General features: G+C 58.3%; 17 protein-coding genes and 1 tRNA gene. 13 read left to right on the forward strand and 5 right to left on the reverse strand.

The genetic code is table 11. The annotated features are described in order from the left end of the window. Window positions 1-117: 117 nt before the first annotated feature. The 4 genes from ATO10_RS08205 to ATO10_RS08220 form a co-directional block, all read right to left on the reverse strand. Window positions 118-193, reverse strand: a tRNA-Lys gene (locus tag ATO10_RS08205). Window positions 194-318: 125 nt separating this feature from the next. Next, window positions 319-1107 carry a hypothetical protein gene (locus tag ATO10_RS08210; protein ID WP_155886724.1) on the reverse strand — a complete coding sequence of 263 codons (789 nt, stop codon included), beginning with the start codon at window positions 1105-1107 and terminating at the stop codon, window positions 319-321. Window positions 1108-1336: 229 nt separating this feature from the next. After that, window positions 1337-1756 carry a VOC family protein gene (locus ATO10_RS08215; protein WP_035250255.1) on the reverse strand — a complete coding sequence of 140 codons (420 nt, stop codon included), beginning with the start codon at window positions 1754-1756 and terminating at the stop codon, window positions 1337-1339. Further along, window positions 1756-2349 carry a glutathione S-transferase family protein gene (locus ATO10_RS08220; protein WP_035250257.1) on the reverse strand — a complete coding sequence of 198 codons (594 nt, stop codon included), beginning with the start codon at window positions 2347-2349 and terminating at the stop codon, window positions 1756-1758. The genes ATO10_RS08215 and ATO10_RS08220 overlap by 1 nt, the downstream gene beginning before the upstream one ends. Before the next feature lie 132 nt (window positions 2350-2481). Between ATO10_RS08220 and ATO10_RS08225 the strand changes: the two genes are divergently transcribed. From ATO10_RS08225 to ATO10_RS08285, 13 genes are all read left to right on the forward strand, one after another. Further along, window positions 2482-3375, forward strand: a complete 894-nt coding sequence (locus ATO10_RS08225) for a LysR family transcriptional regulator (RefSeq protein WP_035250259.1) — start codon at window positions 2482-2484, stop codon at window positions 3373-3375. Window positions 3376-3423: 48 nt separating this feature from the next. After that, window positions 3424-4263: a diaminopimelate epimerase gene (gene dapF / locus ATO10_RS08230; protein ID WP_035250261.1), complete on the forward strand. Its 840-nt coding sequence runs from the start codon at window positions 3424-3426 to the stop codon at window positions 4261-4263. Then, window positions 4260-5525 (forward strand): tRNA (N(6)-L-threonylcarbamoyladenosine(37)-C(2))-methylthiotransferase MtaB, encoded by a 1266-nt coding sequence (mtaB, locus tag ATO10_RS08235; RefSeq protein ID WP_035250263.1) that lies wholly within the window; start codon window positions 4260-4262, stop codon window positions 5523-5525. Before dapF ends, mtaB begins: the two co-directional genes overlap by 4 nt. 9 nt (window positions 5526-5534) lie before the next feature. Next, entirely contained in the window at window positions 5535-6146 is a 612-nt protein-coding gene (locus tag ATO10_RS08240) for an FMN-binding negative transcriptional regulator (protein WP_035250264.1), read from the forward strand. 41 nt (window positions 6147-6187) lie between these two features. Beyond that, window positions 6188-6775: a hypothetical protein gene (locus tag ATO10_RS08245; RefSeq protein ID WP_155886725.1), complete on the forward strand. Its 588-nt coding sequence runs from the start codon at window positions 6188-6190 to the stop codon at window positions 6773-6775. Window positions 6776-6876: 101 nt separating this feature from the next. After that, entirely contained in the window at window positions 6877-7518 is a 642-nt protein-coding gene (locus tag ATO10_RS08250) for a glutathione S-transferase (RefSeq protein WP_035250266.1), read from the forward strand. 245 nt (window positions 7519-7763) lie between these two features. Continuing rightward, complete coding sequence (gene petA / locus ATO10_RS08255; RefSeq protein WP_035250267.1) at window positions 7764-8327, forward strand: ubiquinol-cytochrome c reductase iron-sulfur subunit; 564 nt, start codon at window positions 7764-7766, stop codon at window positions 8325-8327. A gap of 11 nt (window positions 8328-8338) precedes the next feature. After that, window positions 8339-9685: a cytochrome b gene (petB, locus tag ATO10_RS08260; RefSeq protein WP_035250268.1), complete on the forward strand. Its 1347-nt coding sequence runs from the start codon at window positions 8339-8341 to the stop codon at window positions 9683-9685. Between the two features lie 17 nt (window positions 9686-9702). Then, window positions 9703-10497, forward strand: coding sequence for a cytochrome c1 (locus ATO10_RS08265; protein WP_035250269.1), 795 nt, complete (start codon window positions 9703-9705; stop codon window positions 10495-10497). Window positions 10498-10624: 127 nt separating this feature from the next. Beyond that, window positions 10625-12364, forward strand: coding sequence for a SulP family inorganic anion transporter (locus ATO10_RS08270; protein ID WP_051598038.1), 1740 nt, complete (start codon window positions 10625-10627; stop codon window positions 12362-12364). Further along, window positions 12349-12987 carry a c-type cytochrome gene (locus tag ATO10_RS08275; protein ID WP_238323431.1) on the forward strand — a complete coding sequence of 213 codons (639 nt, stop codon included), beginning with the start codon at window positions 12349-12351 and terminating at the stop codon, window positions 12985-12987. Before ATO10_RS08270 ends, ATO10_RS08275 begins: the two co-directional genes overlap by 16 nt. Window positions 12988-13091: 104 nt before the next feature. Next, entirely contained in the window at window positions 13092-14192 is a 1101-nt protein-coding gene (gene aroC / locus ATO10_RS08280) for a chorismate synthase (protein WP_035250271.1), read from the forward strand. After that, window positions 14192-15124 carry an AEC family transporter gene (locus ATO10_RS08285; RefSeq protein WP_035250273.1) on the forward strand — a complete coding sequence of 311 codons (933 nt, stop codon included), beginning with the start codon at window positions 14192-14194 and terminating at the stop codon, window positions 15122-15124. The genes aroC and ATO10_RS08285 overlap by 1 nt, the downstream gene beginning before the upstream one ends. Here ATO10_RS08285 and ATO10_RS08290 read toward each other — a convergent pair. After that, on the reverse strand, window positions 15121-15534 hold the full coding sequence (locus ATO10_RS08290; protein WP_035250275.1) for a thioredoxin family protein: 414 nt from the start codon (window positions 15532-15534) through the stop codon (window positions 15121-15123). The genes ATO10_RS08285 and ATO10_RS08290 overlap by 4 nt on opposite strands. Between the last annotated feature and the right edge of the window lie 12 nt (window positions 15535-15546).

The raw sequence follows: 15546 nt of genomic DNA on the forward strand, positions 1-15546 counted from the left end.
GAATGAGCACAATTCGCACGTTCCGAGCTTTCGTCCTTTCGGGTCGGCACTGTCCTCGAGAGGACAGAAACCTGTCGTAAAGGAACGATCAGGTGTCATTCGTCACTTTTGTTCAAGTGGTGAGCCGTGATGGGTTCGAACCATCGACCTACTGATTAAAAGTCAGTTGCTCTACCAGCTGAGCTAACGGCCCACTTGAGGCCCGCTAAGTAGGAAAACCGCGCAGGGGGGTCAACCCCAATTGTAAGGTTTTTCTGAACTTAATGCAGGATTCTATTTTCGTAGATTTGATTCACAACGATACCGCTACACGCTGGCTTACCTTGACATCAAATTATCGAATTCATCGAGGGTCGAAACGACCTTTTCGCCGACTTCGCGCAAGACTTGGGCGACAGGCTTCCCTGCAAAGGGGCCAGCGTCTGGACCGAAGCTTACTTCAACTGAGACAATTGGTTCGCCGTCAAACGACGGTTTGACGCTGGAAGCAATAAGCCGCATGGTCTTGCTAGCGTCGCCACCGACAGCGGCGTCGTGCAGTTGCTGGTTTCCAATTGATATCTTCCTGAACTTGATATCGGCAAAGGTGACAGTGGGAATGATAAGGTTGTGCTTATCGTCATTGTTTAACTGCCCGAAGTACCACAAGTGATCCCCAACATCATTTTCAGGTCTTATAGTATTGCAAAAAAGTTCGTTGGAGCCGGGCAGTGCGTCTTCCATATTTTTCAGATCACCGTGATTTACTGCGTTTTCTCGACTTTCATTGACAGGAAAGTGGCATCTAGCTTCTTTAATCTTCGTGCGAATGATGGCGGAAGCCAAGTGATCCAGCGCAGACCGAAAGTTGTGCAAAGCCTCACCAACAATGAGCGCAAATTGCTCTGGAATTGGTTTCGATGGTTCATACTCAAGTCCATAAAAGACACTCGGTCCACCGGGGTATCCAGTCTCAAAACGCTCTGTTTGTCTTAACTCATAGAAATCGCTGGGAAGTCGTTCCGACATTTCGACGATTTGATCGATGTGCCTGTTTGCTTGTTCAGTTTTAAGCCGAGGCCCACGCATTATGGTTTCTCTAAGCTCTCTATCAATAATTGAAGGCACCTCGTGAAATCCCTTGTGTGTGTGAGACTAAAACACAACGAGGAGACCCGAACTTCCTCCAAGAATCAAGCAGCGGACGACTGCTCTCGAAACTAATTTAACAGCATTGAAATCGGTCTACTCAAAGAGGCACGATAGGACCCTCTTAGTCTAGCTATGCTTCTTAAATCAGTTCCGAGAAATCCTTGGTTTCCGCGCCCGGACGGAAGACATAGGCGCGGAAAGACCTTCAACGCGCAGAGACAGAAGGGCGCAGCAACTCGTTAAACTCAAGCACATTTCCGTCGGGGTCGCGCAGAAAGACAACTCTGCGCCGGTTGCTATAGATCACCGGACCTTCTGAAATCGCGATGCCATTGCGTTCAAGCTTCAGCAGCAGATCATCCATGTCTTCGACAACAAAGGCCGCATGGGTAACACCGGGCCATTTGATCGGTTCATCCTGCAGGATGTTGCGATCATCCGGGCGTTTGGCGCCGTTGAAGATCAGGTTGATATAAACCCCATCGGCATTGCGCATTTCGTTGGCATGATACTTTGGCAGGTCAATGACCTCTTCCCAGCCGAGCAATTCATAGAACTTGCGGGCGACATCCCGGTCAGTGACCCGGATGCCCACATGTTCATAGGATGTAACCCGAAACGCCATCAGAGTTCCGGCATCGTGATGAAGTTATCCAGCGCTTTGATCCGGTCGATCCACGCCGCAACATTGGGGTGATCGCCAACCGGGACACCACCTTCGTGGCCCAGCGCCACATAGGGGAAGCAGGCAATGTCCGCGATGGTCGGGCGGTCCAGCGCCAGCCAGTCGCGGCTTTCTAAGCGCGCTTCAAGCAACGCCAGCACGCGTTGCGCCTTCTTCACCGCCAATGCCTGATCCAGCTTGAACCCGAATTTGTCATGCAAACGGGCGTCATTTGGGCCGCGCGCAATTTCGTTCTCGGCCATCATCAGCCATTCCATCACCTGCGCCTGAGCGCCGGCTTCGGTCGGCAACCAGGCTTCCCCACCATATTTGCGGGCCAGATAGATCAGGATGGCCTGCGAATCGCGCAGGGTCAGATCACCATCGCTTAGGATTGGAATTTCCTTGAACGGGTTCATGTCGCTCAGGGGGGGGCGGGTGTGCTCGCCATCCAGAAAATCCACCGGAATCAGGGTGTAGTCTTTCTGGATCAGCGACAGAAACAGTCGCACCTTATAGCAGTTGCCAGACAGTTCGAGATCGTAAAGTTCCATAGCCCCTAGGGCCTCCTCCGTTTCGAGGCGACACCCAATGTCGCCCTTGTCCCAAACAGTCTGCCCGGCAAGTGATATTGTCGGTAGGTGGCATTTTTGATTATGATCTTTCCTAAAATCGGAAAGATAAAAATGGACAAGCTTCGCGCGATCAAAGTTTTTGTCAAAGTTGCCCAGTCTGACAGCCTGTCCGCGGCCGCGCGGCAGATGGGTGAGCCCCTTACCAACGTCAGCCGCCTGTTGACGCAGCTTGAGGCCGAGCTTGGCTGCTCTCTGATTCATCGCACCACAAGGCAAATGGCCCTGACCGCCGAGGGACGGAATTACCTGACCGTGTGCAAACTGTTGCTGGACGATCTGGAACAGGCCGAACTGCAGCTAACCGGGCAAGCCACAGAACTGTCCGGTGAAATCGTGGTGACCGCCCCGGTGGCCTTTGGGCGGCTGCATGTTCTGCCCGTCATCAACCTGTTTTTGCGGCAATACCCCAAGATCTCGGCCAAACTGATGCTGCTGGACCGGCAGGTGGATATGCTGGACGAAGGCATAGATGTGGCTTTGCGTATTGGCCATCTGCCCGATTCTGCGCATCTGGCCACCCACGTTGGTACGCAATCCCTGATCACCTGCGCTGCGCCAAATTATCTTAAGGAACGCGGCACGCCGCTGCAGGTTCAGGACCTGCCCTCGCATGACCTGATCATGTTCACCGGACGGCCCAGCGGCGCACGTTGGGTCTATAAGAGCCAAGCGCATGGGCAAAAGGCGATCCGCCTGCAACCGCGCCTGTCGGTCAACACCGCAGAAGCCGCGATAGAATCCGCCGTAGCCGGGCTGGGGATCACCCGGGTGCTGGCCTATCAGGCGCAAGCGCAGATCGACGCCGGAGAACTGATCCCCGTGCTGACTGAATTCGATGACACCACGATCCCGGTTAATCTGCTACGCTGGCCCAACCGGACCGACCCGCAAAGGGTACGAGAGTTCATCAACTTTGCCTCGAAACAACTGCGCGCGCGAACCTGACACCGGATTGTCTGGATTCTGCGCGCAAGCGGGTTTATATGCCGCCCCATGCTTAAGACGACCGCCCAAACCGGCCTGCCCTTCATGAAAATGCACGGGCTTGGCAATGACTTCGTTGTCATCGACCAGCGCACGGATGCCGTGGCGCTGACGGATGCGCTGGTGCAGGCGATTGCCGATCGTCGCATGGGCGTGGGATTCGATCAGCTGGCAACCATTGAGCCCGCACAGAACGCCGATGCGCGGCTGGTGTTCTATAACTCTGATGGCTCGCAATCTGCGGCCTGTGGCAACGCCACCCGCTGTATCGCACGGCATCTGATGAATGAAACCGGCCGGGACGCCCTGACGCTGGAAACAGAGCGCGGGTTTCTACGGGCCGAGGAGGCCGGCGATGGTCTGACCCGCGTCAATATGGGGGCCCCTTTGCTGCACTGGGATCAGGTGCCTCTGTCGCATGAAATGGACACGCTGGAGCTGCCGATCGAGGGCAGTCCCACGGCCACCGGCATGGGCAACCCGCATTGCACCTTTTTCGTGGATGACGCCGAGGCGGTCGACCTGGAGGCCCGCGGCGCCGAAATCGAACACCACCCGCTTTTCCCCGAACGCACCAATGTGCAGTTCGCCAGCCTGATTGGCCCCGACCATCTGCGGATGCGGGTGTGGGAGCGGGGCGTGGGTGTGACGCTGGCCTCGGGCTCATCGTCTTGCGCCACGGCGGTCGCCGCTGCGCGGCGCGGGCAGACCGGGCGCAAGGTGCGCATTGAGCTGGATGGCGGCACGATCTGGATCGACTGGCGCGAGGATGGCGTTTGGATGACCGGCGCCACCATGCATGTGGCCGATGGTGTTCTGACGCCCGCGTTTATCGCAGCCGCGCAATGACCCAGCCACCCAAATTCACCACGCTGGGCTGTCGCCTGAACGCTTATGAGACCGAGGCGATGAAAGAGCTGTCGGCGCAGGCGGGCGTGGAGAACGCCGTGGTGGTGAACACCTGCGCCGTCACCGCCGAGGCCGTCCGCAAAGCCCGTCAGGAAATCCGCAAACTGCGCCGCGACAACCCCGATGCCACGCTGATCGTCACCGGCTGCGCCGCCCAAACCGAACCTGCGACCTTTTCGTCGATGGACGAGGTCGATATGGTCATCGGCAACACTGAGAAAATGCAGGCCGACACATGGCAGCGCATGGCCAAAGGCCCCGATTTCATCGGCGACGCGGAAAAGGTGCAGGTGGACGACATCATGTCAGTCACCGAAACCGCCGGCCATCTGATTGACGGCTTCGGCACCCGCTCCCGCGCTTATGTGCAGGTGCAAAACGGCTGTGATCACCGCTGCACGTTCTGCATTATTCCTTATGGCCGGGGCAATTCGCGCTCGGTCGCGGCGGGCGTTGTGGTTGACCAAATCAAACGCCTTGTGGATCGCGGCTATAATGAGGTGGTGCTGACCGGCGTTGATCTGACCAGCTGGGGCGCGGACCTGCCCGGCGAACCGCGTTTGGGCGATCTGGTCATGCGCATACTGAGGTTGGTGCCCGACCTGCCGCGCCTGCGGATCAGCTCGATTGATAGCATCGAGGCCGATGAGAACCTGATGCAAGCCATCGCGACCGAGCCTCGTTTGATGCCCCATCTGCACCTCTCCTTGCAGTCGGGCGACGATATGATCCTGAAACGGATGAAACGCCGCCACCTGCGGGATGATGCAATTGCGTTCTGCCAAGAGGCGCGAAAGCTGCGCCCCGATATGACCTTTGGCGCCGATATCATCGCGGGCTTCCCCACGGAAACCGACGCGATGTTCGACAACAGCCTGAAACTGGTCACCGACTGCGATCTGACCTGGCTGCATGTGTTCCCGTATTCAAAACGCGAGGGCACCCCGGCGGCGCGCATCCCCGATCAGGTAAACGGCAACATCATCAAAGCCCGCGCCGCCAAACTGCGCGCCGCAGGCGACGCGCAGGTGCAACAGCATCTGGCCGCGCAGGTGGGGCTGACCCATCAGGTGCTTTTGGAAAACCCCCATATGGGCCGCACCGCGCAGTTTACTGAGGTCAGCTTTGACAGCCCGCAGGTTGAGGGGCAGATTGTCGAGGCGCAGATCACCGGGATCAAAGGCGCGCAGCTTGTGGCATAAGAGGCTCTGATGCACCCCAACCCCGCCTTTCGCAAAACCGAACCCCAGCGCAATCTGGCCTTTGCGCGCCAGCGTGGCTTTGGCGTGCTGTCCATCAACAGCGACCCCGCCCCGCTGATCTCTCATGTGCCGTTTATCCTGAACGCCGAGGGCACGCAGGCCGACCTGCATCTGGTGCGGTCAAACCCCATCGCCCGGATGGGCGGCGGCGCTGCCGTGTTGGCGGTCAGTGGGCCAGATGGGTACGTGTCGCCCGATTGGTACGAGGTCGACGATCAGGTGCCGACATGGAACTACGTCGCCGTGCATCTGCGCGGCACTTTGGAACTGCGCCCGCAAGAAACGTTGCTCCCGCATCTGCAACAACTGTCCGACCAGTTCGAGGCTCAGCTGGCCCCCAAACCCATCTGGAAAACCGAAAAGGTCAGCCAACCCGCGTTGGACAAACTGCTGCGCATGATCGTGCCTGCCCGACTGACCATTGAAACAGTGGATGGCACCTGGAAGCTGAACCAGAACAAGACCGCCGAAGCCCGCCAAAACGCCGCCACGCAAATCGCGCAAAGCCCCATCGGGACAGAGCTGGCCGCACTGGCCGAACTGATGAAAAACGCCTTTTAATAGCGTTGACTTAGGTCTGTTTGTCTTGAACACTTAGACCATTGTCTATTCGTGAATGCCTTATGCAAAAAATTACCGCCTTGCTCATTTTTCTTACCACATCCGCCTGTATGGAAGGCGGTGGCGTAGCAACCGACCCAGACGAAATCGTAACCGCGAAAACGGCTGCCCAGGTATTTGCCAACACCTGCCTCGCGCCCCCAGCAAAGGGGCAGGATTTGTCCACGGCGCTCGGCAGCAGTGACGCGTTTCAAAGAGCGGGCCGCAAGGGGCCGGGGCCCAAAACAGTTGTTTACGATGGCCCGAACGGCATGACGGGCGTGCGTCAGATGTTTGTAAACGATAATGGCACCAAGACGGCTTCTTGCGCCATCTACGCCACTGTGTCCGACCGGGAAAACATTCACAATGAAGCCGAGAATGCTGTTGAACAGGTCTTTGGCTTTGTGACGACAAGCGACAAATCGGGTCAGGCATGGTCAGGGACAACATTCACCCCAAGCGGGTTTGTTTTTGAGGTTGTCTCGTCGCGCTTGGGGGACGGAAGCGGATTGCTTTACCAACCTGTGGGCAACGTCACACTGACCATTCGTCAGGCGCCTGTTAAGATCGAGTTTCACTACAATTAGGTAAACGATCGTCGGTAAGCACCGCCCAAACGCATTTGGGCGTTTGGCATCTGGTCCAAACCGGTCTGGATGTTGGCCGCATAATACCATAGCGATGGCGTATGACCCCGATCCTCTATTCCTTCCGCCGCTGCCCCTATGCGATGCGCGCCCGTCTGGCTTTGGTCAGCGCGGGCATCACCTGTGAGCTGCGCGAGGTTGTGTTGCGTGACAAGCCCGCCGAACTGATTGCAGCGTCACCCAAGGCAACGGTGCCGGTTCTGGTGGTCGGCGATCAGGTGATCGACGAAAGCCGGGACATTATGCTGTGGGCCCTAAATCGGAATGACCCCGAGCATTGGCTGGACATGCCCGCCGAAGGCCACGTGCTGATCGACCAGATCGAAGGCCCGTTCAAATTGGCGCTGGATCGGTATAAATACGCCTCGCGACACCCGGAACTGGACCCTATGGAACAGCGCCAGATCGCCGCTAATGTGTTGCGTGGGTTTGACGCCCGGCTCAACGGGCAGGATTGGCTTTTCGGTGACGCACCTACATTGGCCGATATGGCGACAATCACTTTCGTGCGCCAATATGCCATGACAGATAAAAACTGGTTCGATGCTCAGCCCTGGACAAACCTGTCGCGCTGGCTGGAAACATTCATCGCATCGCCCCGGTTTTTGACCATTATGGGCAAGTATCCCCGCTGGCAGAACGGTGATCCGGCCACGTGGTTCCCCAACACACTTGGCGCGTAATCCAGATTCGAAGGGATTCGCGGATTTAACGCAGCAAACCCGGCTAATTAGGCGCGAATTTCCCGTGTTCAAGAGCCTGCTCCTCTCTGCGCGGGTCATTGATGGCGTTATCAGGCAACAATTGCTGCACCTGCGTCTATTGATCGCTGGACGATGTGGGGGAAGGTCGTTACAACCGCGCCAATTGCGCGTCTCAGGCCTTCTGTCTGAGGGGTGCAGAAGGGCCAAGGAAAGGGAGTTGTCTCGTGTCCCAAGGTGAAACTCACGATACCACACGTCGCGATTTTCTGTACTACGCCACAGGTGGCGCAGGTGCAGTAGCGACCGGTGCGGCCGTCTGGCCGCTCGTAAACCAGATGAACCCGTCTGCCGACGTTCAGGCGCTCAGCTCGATCCGCGTGGATGTTGCTGACGTTGCCGTGGGCTCGCAGCTGACGGTAAAGTACCTGGGTAAACCGATTTTCATTCGCCGTCGTACGGCTGAAGAAATCGAAGCAGCGCGTGCCGTTTCGGCTGCCGAGCTGACGATCGACCAAGGGTCGCAGAACCCCAACAAGCCCGACACGAACGCGGATGACCAAAACCGCACGCTGGATGAAGCCGGCGAGTGGCTGGTGATGGTTGGCGTTTGTACGCACCTTGGTTGCGTGCCCATCGGGGATGGCGCTGGTGAATTCGGTGGGTGGTTCTGCCCCTGCCACGGTTCGCACTACGACACTGCCGGGCGAATCCGCAAAGGCCCCGCGCCCGAGAACCTGTGGATCCCGGTCGCTGAATTCGTCGACGCAACGACGATCAAACTGGGTTAAGGGAGGGGCTTATGTCTGGTATTCCGCACGATCATTACGAACCGAAAACCGGTTTCGAGAAATGGGTTCATGAGCGTCTGCCGATCGTTGGTCTGGTATATGACACGCTGATGATCCCCACGCCCAAGAACCTGAACTGGATGTGGATCTGGGGCATCGTCCTGGCTTTCTGCCTGGGCCTGCAAATTGTCACCGGTATCATTCTTGCAATGCACTACACCCCGCATGTTGACCTGGCCTTTGCCTCGGTCGAGCACATCATGCGTGACGTGAACGCGGGTCACATGATCCGTTACCTGCACATGAACGGCGCCTCGCTGTTCTTTGTTGCTGTGTATCTGCACATCTTCCGCGGCCTGTTCTATGGCTCGTACAAATCGCCCCGTGAAATCACATGGATCATCGGCATGCTGATCTATCTGTGCATGATGGGCACTGCTTTCATGGGCTATGTTCTGCCCTGGGGTCAGATGTCGTTCTGGGGTGCAACCGTGATCACCGGCCTGTTTGGTGCGATCCCGTTTATCGGCGACGCGCTGCAAACCTGGCTGCTGGGCGGCCCGGCGGTGGACAACGCCACGCTGAACCGCTTCTTCTCGCTGCACTATCTGCTGCCTTTCGTGATCGCCGCCCTGGTTGTCGTTCACATCTGGGCCTTCCACAACACCGGCAACAACAACCCCTCGGGTGTTGAAGTGCGCCGTGGCTCGAAAGCAGAAGCCGAGAAAGACACTGTTCCCTTCTTCCCGTACTACGTGATCAAGGACGTGTTCGCGCTGGCCGTTATTCTGGCTGTGTTCTTCGCCATCGTCGGCTTTATGCCGAACTACCTGGGCCACCCCGATAACTACATCGAGGCAAACCCGCTGGCGACGCCCGCACACATCGTGCCTGAATGGTACTTCCTGCCGTTCTACGCGATCCTGCGTGCCTTCACCTCGGAAGTCTGGATTGTTCAGTTCGCATCCTTTGTGACCGGTGGCATCATCGACGCTAAGTTCTTCGGCGTGCTGGCCATGTTCGGCGCCATCGCAGTGATGGCTCTGGCACCGTGGTTGGACACTTCGTCGGTACGTTCGGGCCGCTATCGCCCGATGTTCAAGTGGTGGTTCTACCTGCTGCTTCTGGACTTCATGTTGCTGATGTGGCTGGGCGCCATGCCCGCTGAAGAGCCCTATGCAACCTTCTCGCTGATCGCTTCGGCTTACTGGTTCGCCTACTTCCTGGTGATCCTGCCGCTGTTGGGCGTGATTGAGAAACCGCAGACCCCGGTTGCCACGATCGAAGACGACTTCAACGCTCATTATGGCAAAGCCAAAGCCGAGTCGGGCGCGTCCGCCTCGACCCCGGCCGAATGAGAGAGAGGAACAAGCAAATGTTCAAAAAGCTAGCCCTTTCGACTCTGACCGCTCTGACACTCTCGGCAGGCACTGCGCTTGCCGCGGGTGGCGCGGGCCACGTCCACGACGAGCAATTCTCGTTCGAAGGCCCGTTCGGTAAGTTTGACCAGAACCAGCTGCAGCGCGGCCTTCAGGTCTACACCGAGGTTTGCTCGTCCTGCCACGGCCTCAAGTACGTGCCCCTGCGCACCCTGGCTGACGAAGGCGGTCCGCACCTGCCCGAAGATCAGGTTCGCGCCTACTCCGAGCAGAACTTCGAAGCCTATGACGAGGAACTGGAAGATTTTCGCCCGGCTAAGCCGACCGACTTCTTCCCCGAGTCGAACGACCCGAACGCCCCTGACCTGTCGCTGATGGCGAAGGCGCGTGCAGGCTTCCATGGCCCGCTGGGCACCGGCATCTCGCAGCTGGTCAACGGCATGGGTGGCGCAGAGTACATCGCTTCGATCCTGACCAGCTATAACGGTAAGGAAAAAGAAGAAGCCGGTACCGTGTTCTACGGCAACGACGCCTTCCCCGGTGGCTGGATCGCAATGGCCCCGCCGCTGTACGGTGAGGATGTTGAGTATGCCGACGGTCACTCCAACGATCTGCACCACGAAGCCGTCGACGTTTCGGCCTTCCTGATGTGGGCGGCCGAGCCCAAGATGATGGCGCGCCAGCGCGCGGGCTTTGTTGCGGTGCTGTTCTTGTCGGTTCTGTCGGTGCTGCTGTACCTGACCAACAAAAAGCTTTGGAAGCCGATCAAACAAGGCGCCAAAAAGGCCTGATCTGATCGACTTTGTAGAAAACCGAAACGCGCCCCCTGGGGCGCGTTTCTTACTTTTTAAGGCCCGTCCTGCCCGAAATCCTTGAACTTTCAAGGTGTCATGCTTAGACACATTAGGACGTGCGAATATGTTGATGGAGCCAATGCGCTTCCACCTGATCAAACCTTTGCTGCGCCACATGCCCATTTTGCAATGGGGCAGGCGCTATAACCGCGATGCGCTGGAGGGAGACCTTCTGGCCGCCGTGATCGTTACGATTATGCTTATCCCACAATCGCTGGCCTATGCGTTACTGGCCGGTCTGCCCGCGGAAATGGGGCTTTATGCGTCTATCCTGCCTTTGGTCGCCTATACGATCTTTGGCACCTCGCGCGCCTTGGCTGTCGGCCCTGTCGCCGTGGTGTCGTTGATGACCGCCGCGGCGGTGGGCAATCTGGCACTGCAAGGCACCGCCGAATATATCGCCGCTGCCATCGCTCTGGCGTTCCTATCGGGGGTGATCCTGTTGGTGATGGGAATCTTCCGGTTGGGGTTTCTGGCGAACTTCCTAAGCCACCCGGTGATCGCGGGGTTCATCACCGCGTCGGGCATCATCATTGCGACCAGCCAGATGAAACACATTCTGGGCATTGACGCCTCGGGGCATAATCTGGCCGAACTCATCGGATCCTTGGTTTCCCAAATCGGTCAAACCAACCTTTGGACGCTGATCATTGGCGCCAGTGCGACCGCCTTCTTGTTTTGGGTCAGGACCGGGCTGAAACCCATGTTGCAATCCGCCGGGCTGTCACCTCGGCTGGCGGGAAACCTGGCCAAAGCCGGCCCGGTGGGCGCCGTTGTGATCACCACCGTGCTAAGCTGGGCACTGGGACTTCACGAACGCGGAGTCGCCATCGTGGGCGACGTACCCCAAGGCCTTCCGCCGCTGACTCTGCCACGCTTTGACATGGATGTCTGGAGCAGCCTGTTTGGCTCGGCCCTGCTGATTTCAATCATCGGCTTTGTTGAATCCGTTTCGGTGGCGCAAACGCTGGCCGCCAAGAAACGCCAGCGCATCACCCCGGATCAGGAATTGATCGGGCTGGGCGCGTCAAACATCGCGGCGTCGATCAGCGGGGGATACCCGGTGACCGGCGGCTTTGCCCGTTCGGTCGTGAATTTCGACGCCGGCGCCAAGACACCCGCCGCCGGCGCCTTCACCGCCATCGGCATCGCCATTGCTGCCCTGCTGCTGACCCCCCTGCTGTACTTCCTGCCCAAGGCGACTCTGGCCGCAACCATCATTGTCGCGGTGCTGTCTTTGGTGGATTTCTCGATCCTGCGCACGACCTGGGGCTATTCCAAAACCGATTTCGCTGCTGTCACCGCGACGATTCTGCTGACGCTGGGCTTTGGCGTGGAAATCGGTGTGTCAGCCGGGGTGATCTTGTCGATCTTCCTGTTTCTTTACCGCACTTCGCGCCCGCATATCGCCGAGGTCGGCCTGGTGCCCGGCACTGAACACTTCCGCAATATCAACCGTCACAAGGTAGAGACCCGCCCGGACATCCTGACGATCCGTGTGGATGAAAACCTCTATTTCGCCAACGCGCGCTACCTTGAAGATTACATCTATGACCGCGTGGTCGGGGATGACGACCTGAAACATGTCGTCCTGATGTGTTCGGCGGTGAACACAATTGACAGTTCCGCTCTGGAATCACTTGAAGCCATCGACCATCGCCTGCGCGATATGGGGTTGATGCTACACCTGTCTGAAATTAAAGGCCCGGTGATGGATCGCCTGAGCCGCACGCATTTCCTGCACGATTTGTCGGGAAAAGTATTCCTTTCGCAATATGAGGCAGTGAAATGCCTGACATCCTGACCAAAAGTCGCATGTCGGGCGGCGCATTGTCGCAGTATTGTGCCCAAGAGCAGGCGGAATCGCCCGAAAGGTTTGACCGGTTGGGAAGCCGGACTATGCTGAAATTCAGCGTCTTGAATGAGAGGAGAATCTTCATGAAATCCACTATGGCCATCGTCGCCGCAACCTTGTTGGCCGCTGCACCGGCCTTCGCCGAGTCTCACGCTGCTGAGACCGCAACCGAAGGCGACGCCACCGCCGAAACCATGGAGATGGAACTGACCGTCACCGGGGACGTAGCCAAAGGCGAAAAAGCCTTTAAGAAATGCGTATCGTGCCACGTTGTAGCCAACGAAGCTGGCGAGACTCTGGCTGGTAAGAAAGCCAAAACCGGCCCGAACCTGTATGGCATCGCTGGCGCGACCGCCGGTTCGGTCGAAGGCTTCAAATACTCCAAGCTGCAGATGGCCGCCGCCGAAGCAGGCGTTGTCTTCACCGAAGAAGTCTTTGCCGCCTTCGTTCAGGACCCCAGCAAATCGATGGCCGAAGCCACCGGCGAATCTGGCCGCTCGAAAATGTCTTTCAAAGTGCGCAAGCCCGAAGAAGCGATCGACCTGTTCGCCTATCTGGCCAGCCTGAAGTAAACGGCACACCTGTCGTAATTTAAGGGCCGTAGGTTCATTCCTGCGGCCCTTTTGCTTGCCCCGCCCTGCCCGGCCCGGTATTTCAGCCCGAAAGGAGCGCATCCATGAGCATCAATACTTTCGGTCACCTGTTCCGCGTCACCACCTGGGGTGAAAGCCACGGCCCCGGTCTGGGCGCCACGGTGGACGGCTGCCCGCCGGGCATTGCGGTGGATGCCGAGATGATTCAGCACTGGCTGGACAAGCGCAAGCCGGGGCAGAACAAATACACCACGCAGCGCCGCGAACCCGATGCGGTCAAGATCATGTCGGGCGTGTTCGAGGGCAAGACCACCGGCACCTCGATCCAGCTGCTGATCGAAAACACCGATCAGCGCTCGAAAGACTACGGCGACATCGCCGAAAAATTCCGCCCCGGCCATGCCGACATCACCTATTGGCAGAAATACGGTATCCGCGACTATCGCGGTGGCGGGCGCAGCTCGGCCCGTGAAACGGCGGCACGTGTGGCCGCTGGCGGCGTTGCCCGCGCCGCGCTGGACGCGCTTGTGCCCGGCATTCAGATCACCGGTTACATGGTGCAAATGGGCGCGCGCGCCATTGATCGCGCCAATTTCGATTGGGATCAGATCGAACAGAACCCGTTCTGGACGCCGGATGCCAAAACCGCCGACCTGTGGGCCGATGATCTGGACGCGCTGCGCAAAGACGGCAATTCCGTCGGGGCAATCATCGAGGTCGTCGCCCGCGGCGTCCCTGCCGGGCTGGGCGCGCCGGTGTATGGCAAACTGGACACCGATCTGGCCGCCGCGATGATGTCGATCAACGCCGTGAAGGGCGTTGAGATCGGCGATGGCATGGCCGCCGCCATGCTGACCGGCGTCGATAACGCCGACGAGATCACCATGGGCCCCAACGGCCCCGAATACAGCTCGAACCACGCGGGTGGCATTCTGGGCGGGATCAGCACCGGACAGGATGTGGTGGTGCGCTTTGCGGTCAAGCCGACCTCGTCGATCCTGACGCCGCGAAAAACGATCACCAAATCGGGTGAAGCGGCCGAGATCATCACCAAGGGCCGTCACGACCCCTGCGTCGGCATCCGCGCCGTGCCCGTGGGCGAAGCCATGATGGCCTGCGTTCTGCTGGATCAACTGATGTTGCATCGCGGTCAGGTCGGCGATGCCGGCGGCACGATCGGCTGATGCTGGACATACTTGGAATTACCTTTCCGATCTTTGCCCTGATCGGTGTCGGCTACTTCGTCGTCTGGAAGGGTATTTTCAAACCCTCTGACATCCGCGTTCTGGGTAATTATGTTGTCAGTATTGCCCTGCCCGCGCTGATCTTTACCGCCGTGTCCAGCCGCCAGATCGGCGAAGTGCTTCACACAAGTTATCTGGCCGCCTATGCGCTTGGCGGTCTAAGCACAGTCCTGCTGGCCTATGGCTGGTTCCGCATTACGGGCACAGGCCCAAACCGATGTGCGATTGGGGCCATGGGCTGTACCTGCCCGAACTCGGTCTATCTGGGTTATCCGATCATGCTGCTGACGTTTCCAGCCATCGCCGAACCGGTTTTGGCGATGAACCTGCTGGTCGAGAACCTGCTGATCCTGCCTTTGTGCCTGCTGTTCTTTGAATCCGCGCGGGGCGGCAGCGGAGGGCGCGGCATTGTGCGGTTGATCACAAACCTGCTGCGGCGGCCCTATTTTTTGGCCCTGCCAGCCGGGTTGATTGTCTCGGTGCTGAACATCCCGGTTCCTGCCTCGTTCATGCAGTTCACCAGCATGCTGGGCGCTTCGGCGGCGGCGCTGGCGCTGATCGTGATTGGGGGCACGCTGGTCGGGTTGCAGCTGGTCGGAGAGCGGCTTCTGGCGCTACAGATCGTCATTGGAAAACTGCTGGTGCAGCCCGCGCTGACCTTGCTGTTCGCAAGCCTTGTCGTGGCCGTAGGTATCCCGATGACCCCCGAAATGAAGGCTGCCGTTATCTTGTCCGCGGCAATGCCCATGTTCGGGCTGTACACAGTTTTCGCACAGGAATCCGGCCACGAAGGGCTTGCGGCCATCGCCCAGCTTGGGGCGACGGCCGCATCTTTCGTTACACTGAATATTGCTCTGGTCTGGCTGACTTAGGCTGTCGCCGCCGTCAGCGCCATGTCCATAAGCTCTTTGATCTGTGCGGTGCCCGTGCCGGCAACAATACGGCCTAGCTCGGCGTCACCCTTCAACACAACCAGAGTCGAACGGCGCGGGATCTTCAGCGATTTCACCAGATCCGATTTGCCGTAGTCGTCCCAGTCAACATCAATGAAAGTGATGGCTTTCTCATAGTCCGGGTACTCATCCTTCAGCGCATTAATCACGCGCTCTTGTGCCGCACAGGTCGAACACCAGCTGGCTTTGAAATCCAGAAATACGGTTTCGCCTTTGGCCAGATGCTCTTGCACCAGCCCGTCGGTGTAAGTCAGGGGCGCAGCCCAGCTGACCGTTGGCAATGTCACGGCTGCGGCCGAGGTCATCAGAAGAAAATCACGACGGTTCATGTTTAAGCTCCG

The organism is Actibacterium atlanticum (assembly GCF_000671395.1).
In the GTDB taxonomy this organism is placed as follows: domain Bacteria; phylum Pseudomonadota; class Alphaproteobacteria; order Rhodobacterales; family Rhodobacteraceae; genus Actibacterium_D; species Actibacterium_D atlanticum.

Excerpts from the sequence above, each read along its gene's own strand:
- ATO10_RS08270 (WP_051598038.1), top strand. The coding sequence starts at position 10,625 with ATGTTGATGGAGCCAATGCGCTTCCACCTGATCAAACCTTTGCTGCGC.
- petB (WP_035250268.1), top strand. The coding sequence starts at position 8,339 with ATGTCTGGTATTCCGCACGATCATTACGAACCGAAAACCGGTTTCGAG.
- ATO10_RS08225 (WP_035250259.1), top strand. The coding sequence starts at position 2,482 with ATGGACAAGCTTCGCGCGATCAAAGTTTTTGTCAAAGTTGCCCAGTCT.
- ATO10_RS08215 (WP_035250255.1), bottom strand. The coding sequence starts at position 1,756 with ATGGCGTTTCGGGTTACATCCTATGAACATGTGGGCATCCGGGTCACT.
- ATO10_RS08250 (WP_035250266.1), top strand. The coding sequence starts at position 6,877 with ATGACCCCGATCCTCTATTCCTTCCGCCGCTGCCCCTATGCGATGCGC.
- ATO10_RS08220 (WP_035250257.1), bottom strand. The coding sequence starts at position 2,349 with ATGGAACTTTACGATCTCGAACTGTCTGGCAACTGCTATAAGGTGCGA.
- ATO10_RS08275 (WP_238323431.1), top strand. The coding sequence starts at position 12,349 with ATGCCTGACATCCTGACCAAAAGTCGCATGTCGGGCGGCGCATTGTCG.
- mtaB (WP_035250263.1), top strand. The coding sequence starts at position 4,260 with ATGACCCAGCCACCCAAATTCACCACGCTGGGCTGTCGCCTGAACGCT.
- ATO10_RS08290 (WP_035250275.1), bottom strand. The coding sequence starts at position 15,534 with ATGAACCGTCGTGATTTTCTTCTGATGACCTCGGCCGCAGCCGTGACA.
- aroC (WP_035250271.1), top strand. The coding sequence starts at position 13,092 with ATGAGCATCAATACTTTCGGTCACCTGTTCCGCGTCACCACCTGGGGT.
- ATO10_RS08265 (WP_035250269.1), top strand. The coding sequence starts at position 9,703 with ATGTTCAAAAAGCTAGCCCTTTCGACTCTGACCGCTCTGACACTCTCG.
- ATO10_RS08240 (WP_035250264.1), top strand. The coding sequence starts at position 5,535 with ATGCACCCCAACCCCGCCTTTCGCAAAACCGAACCCCAGCGCAATCTG.
- ATO10_RS08285 (WP_035250273.1), top strand. The coding sequence starts at position 14,192 with ATGCTGGACATACTTGGAATTACCTTTCCGATCTTTGCCCTGATCGGT.
- dapF (WP_035250261.1), top strand. The coding sequence starts at position 3,424 with ATGCTTAAGACGACCGCCCAAACCGGCCTGCCCTTCATGAAAATGCAC.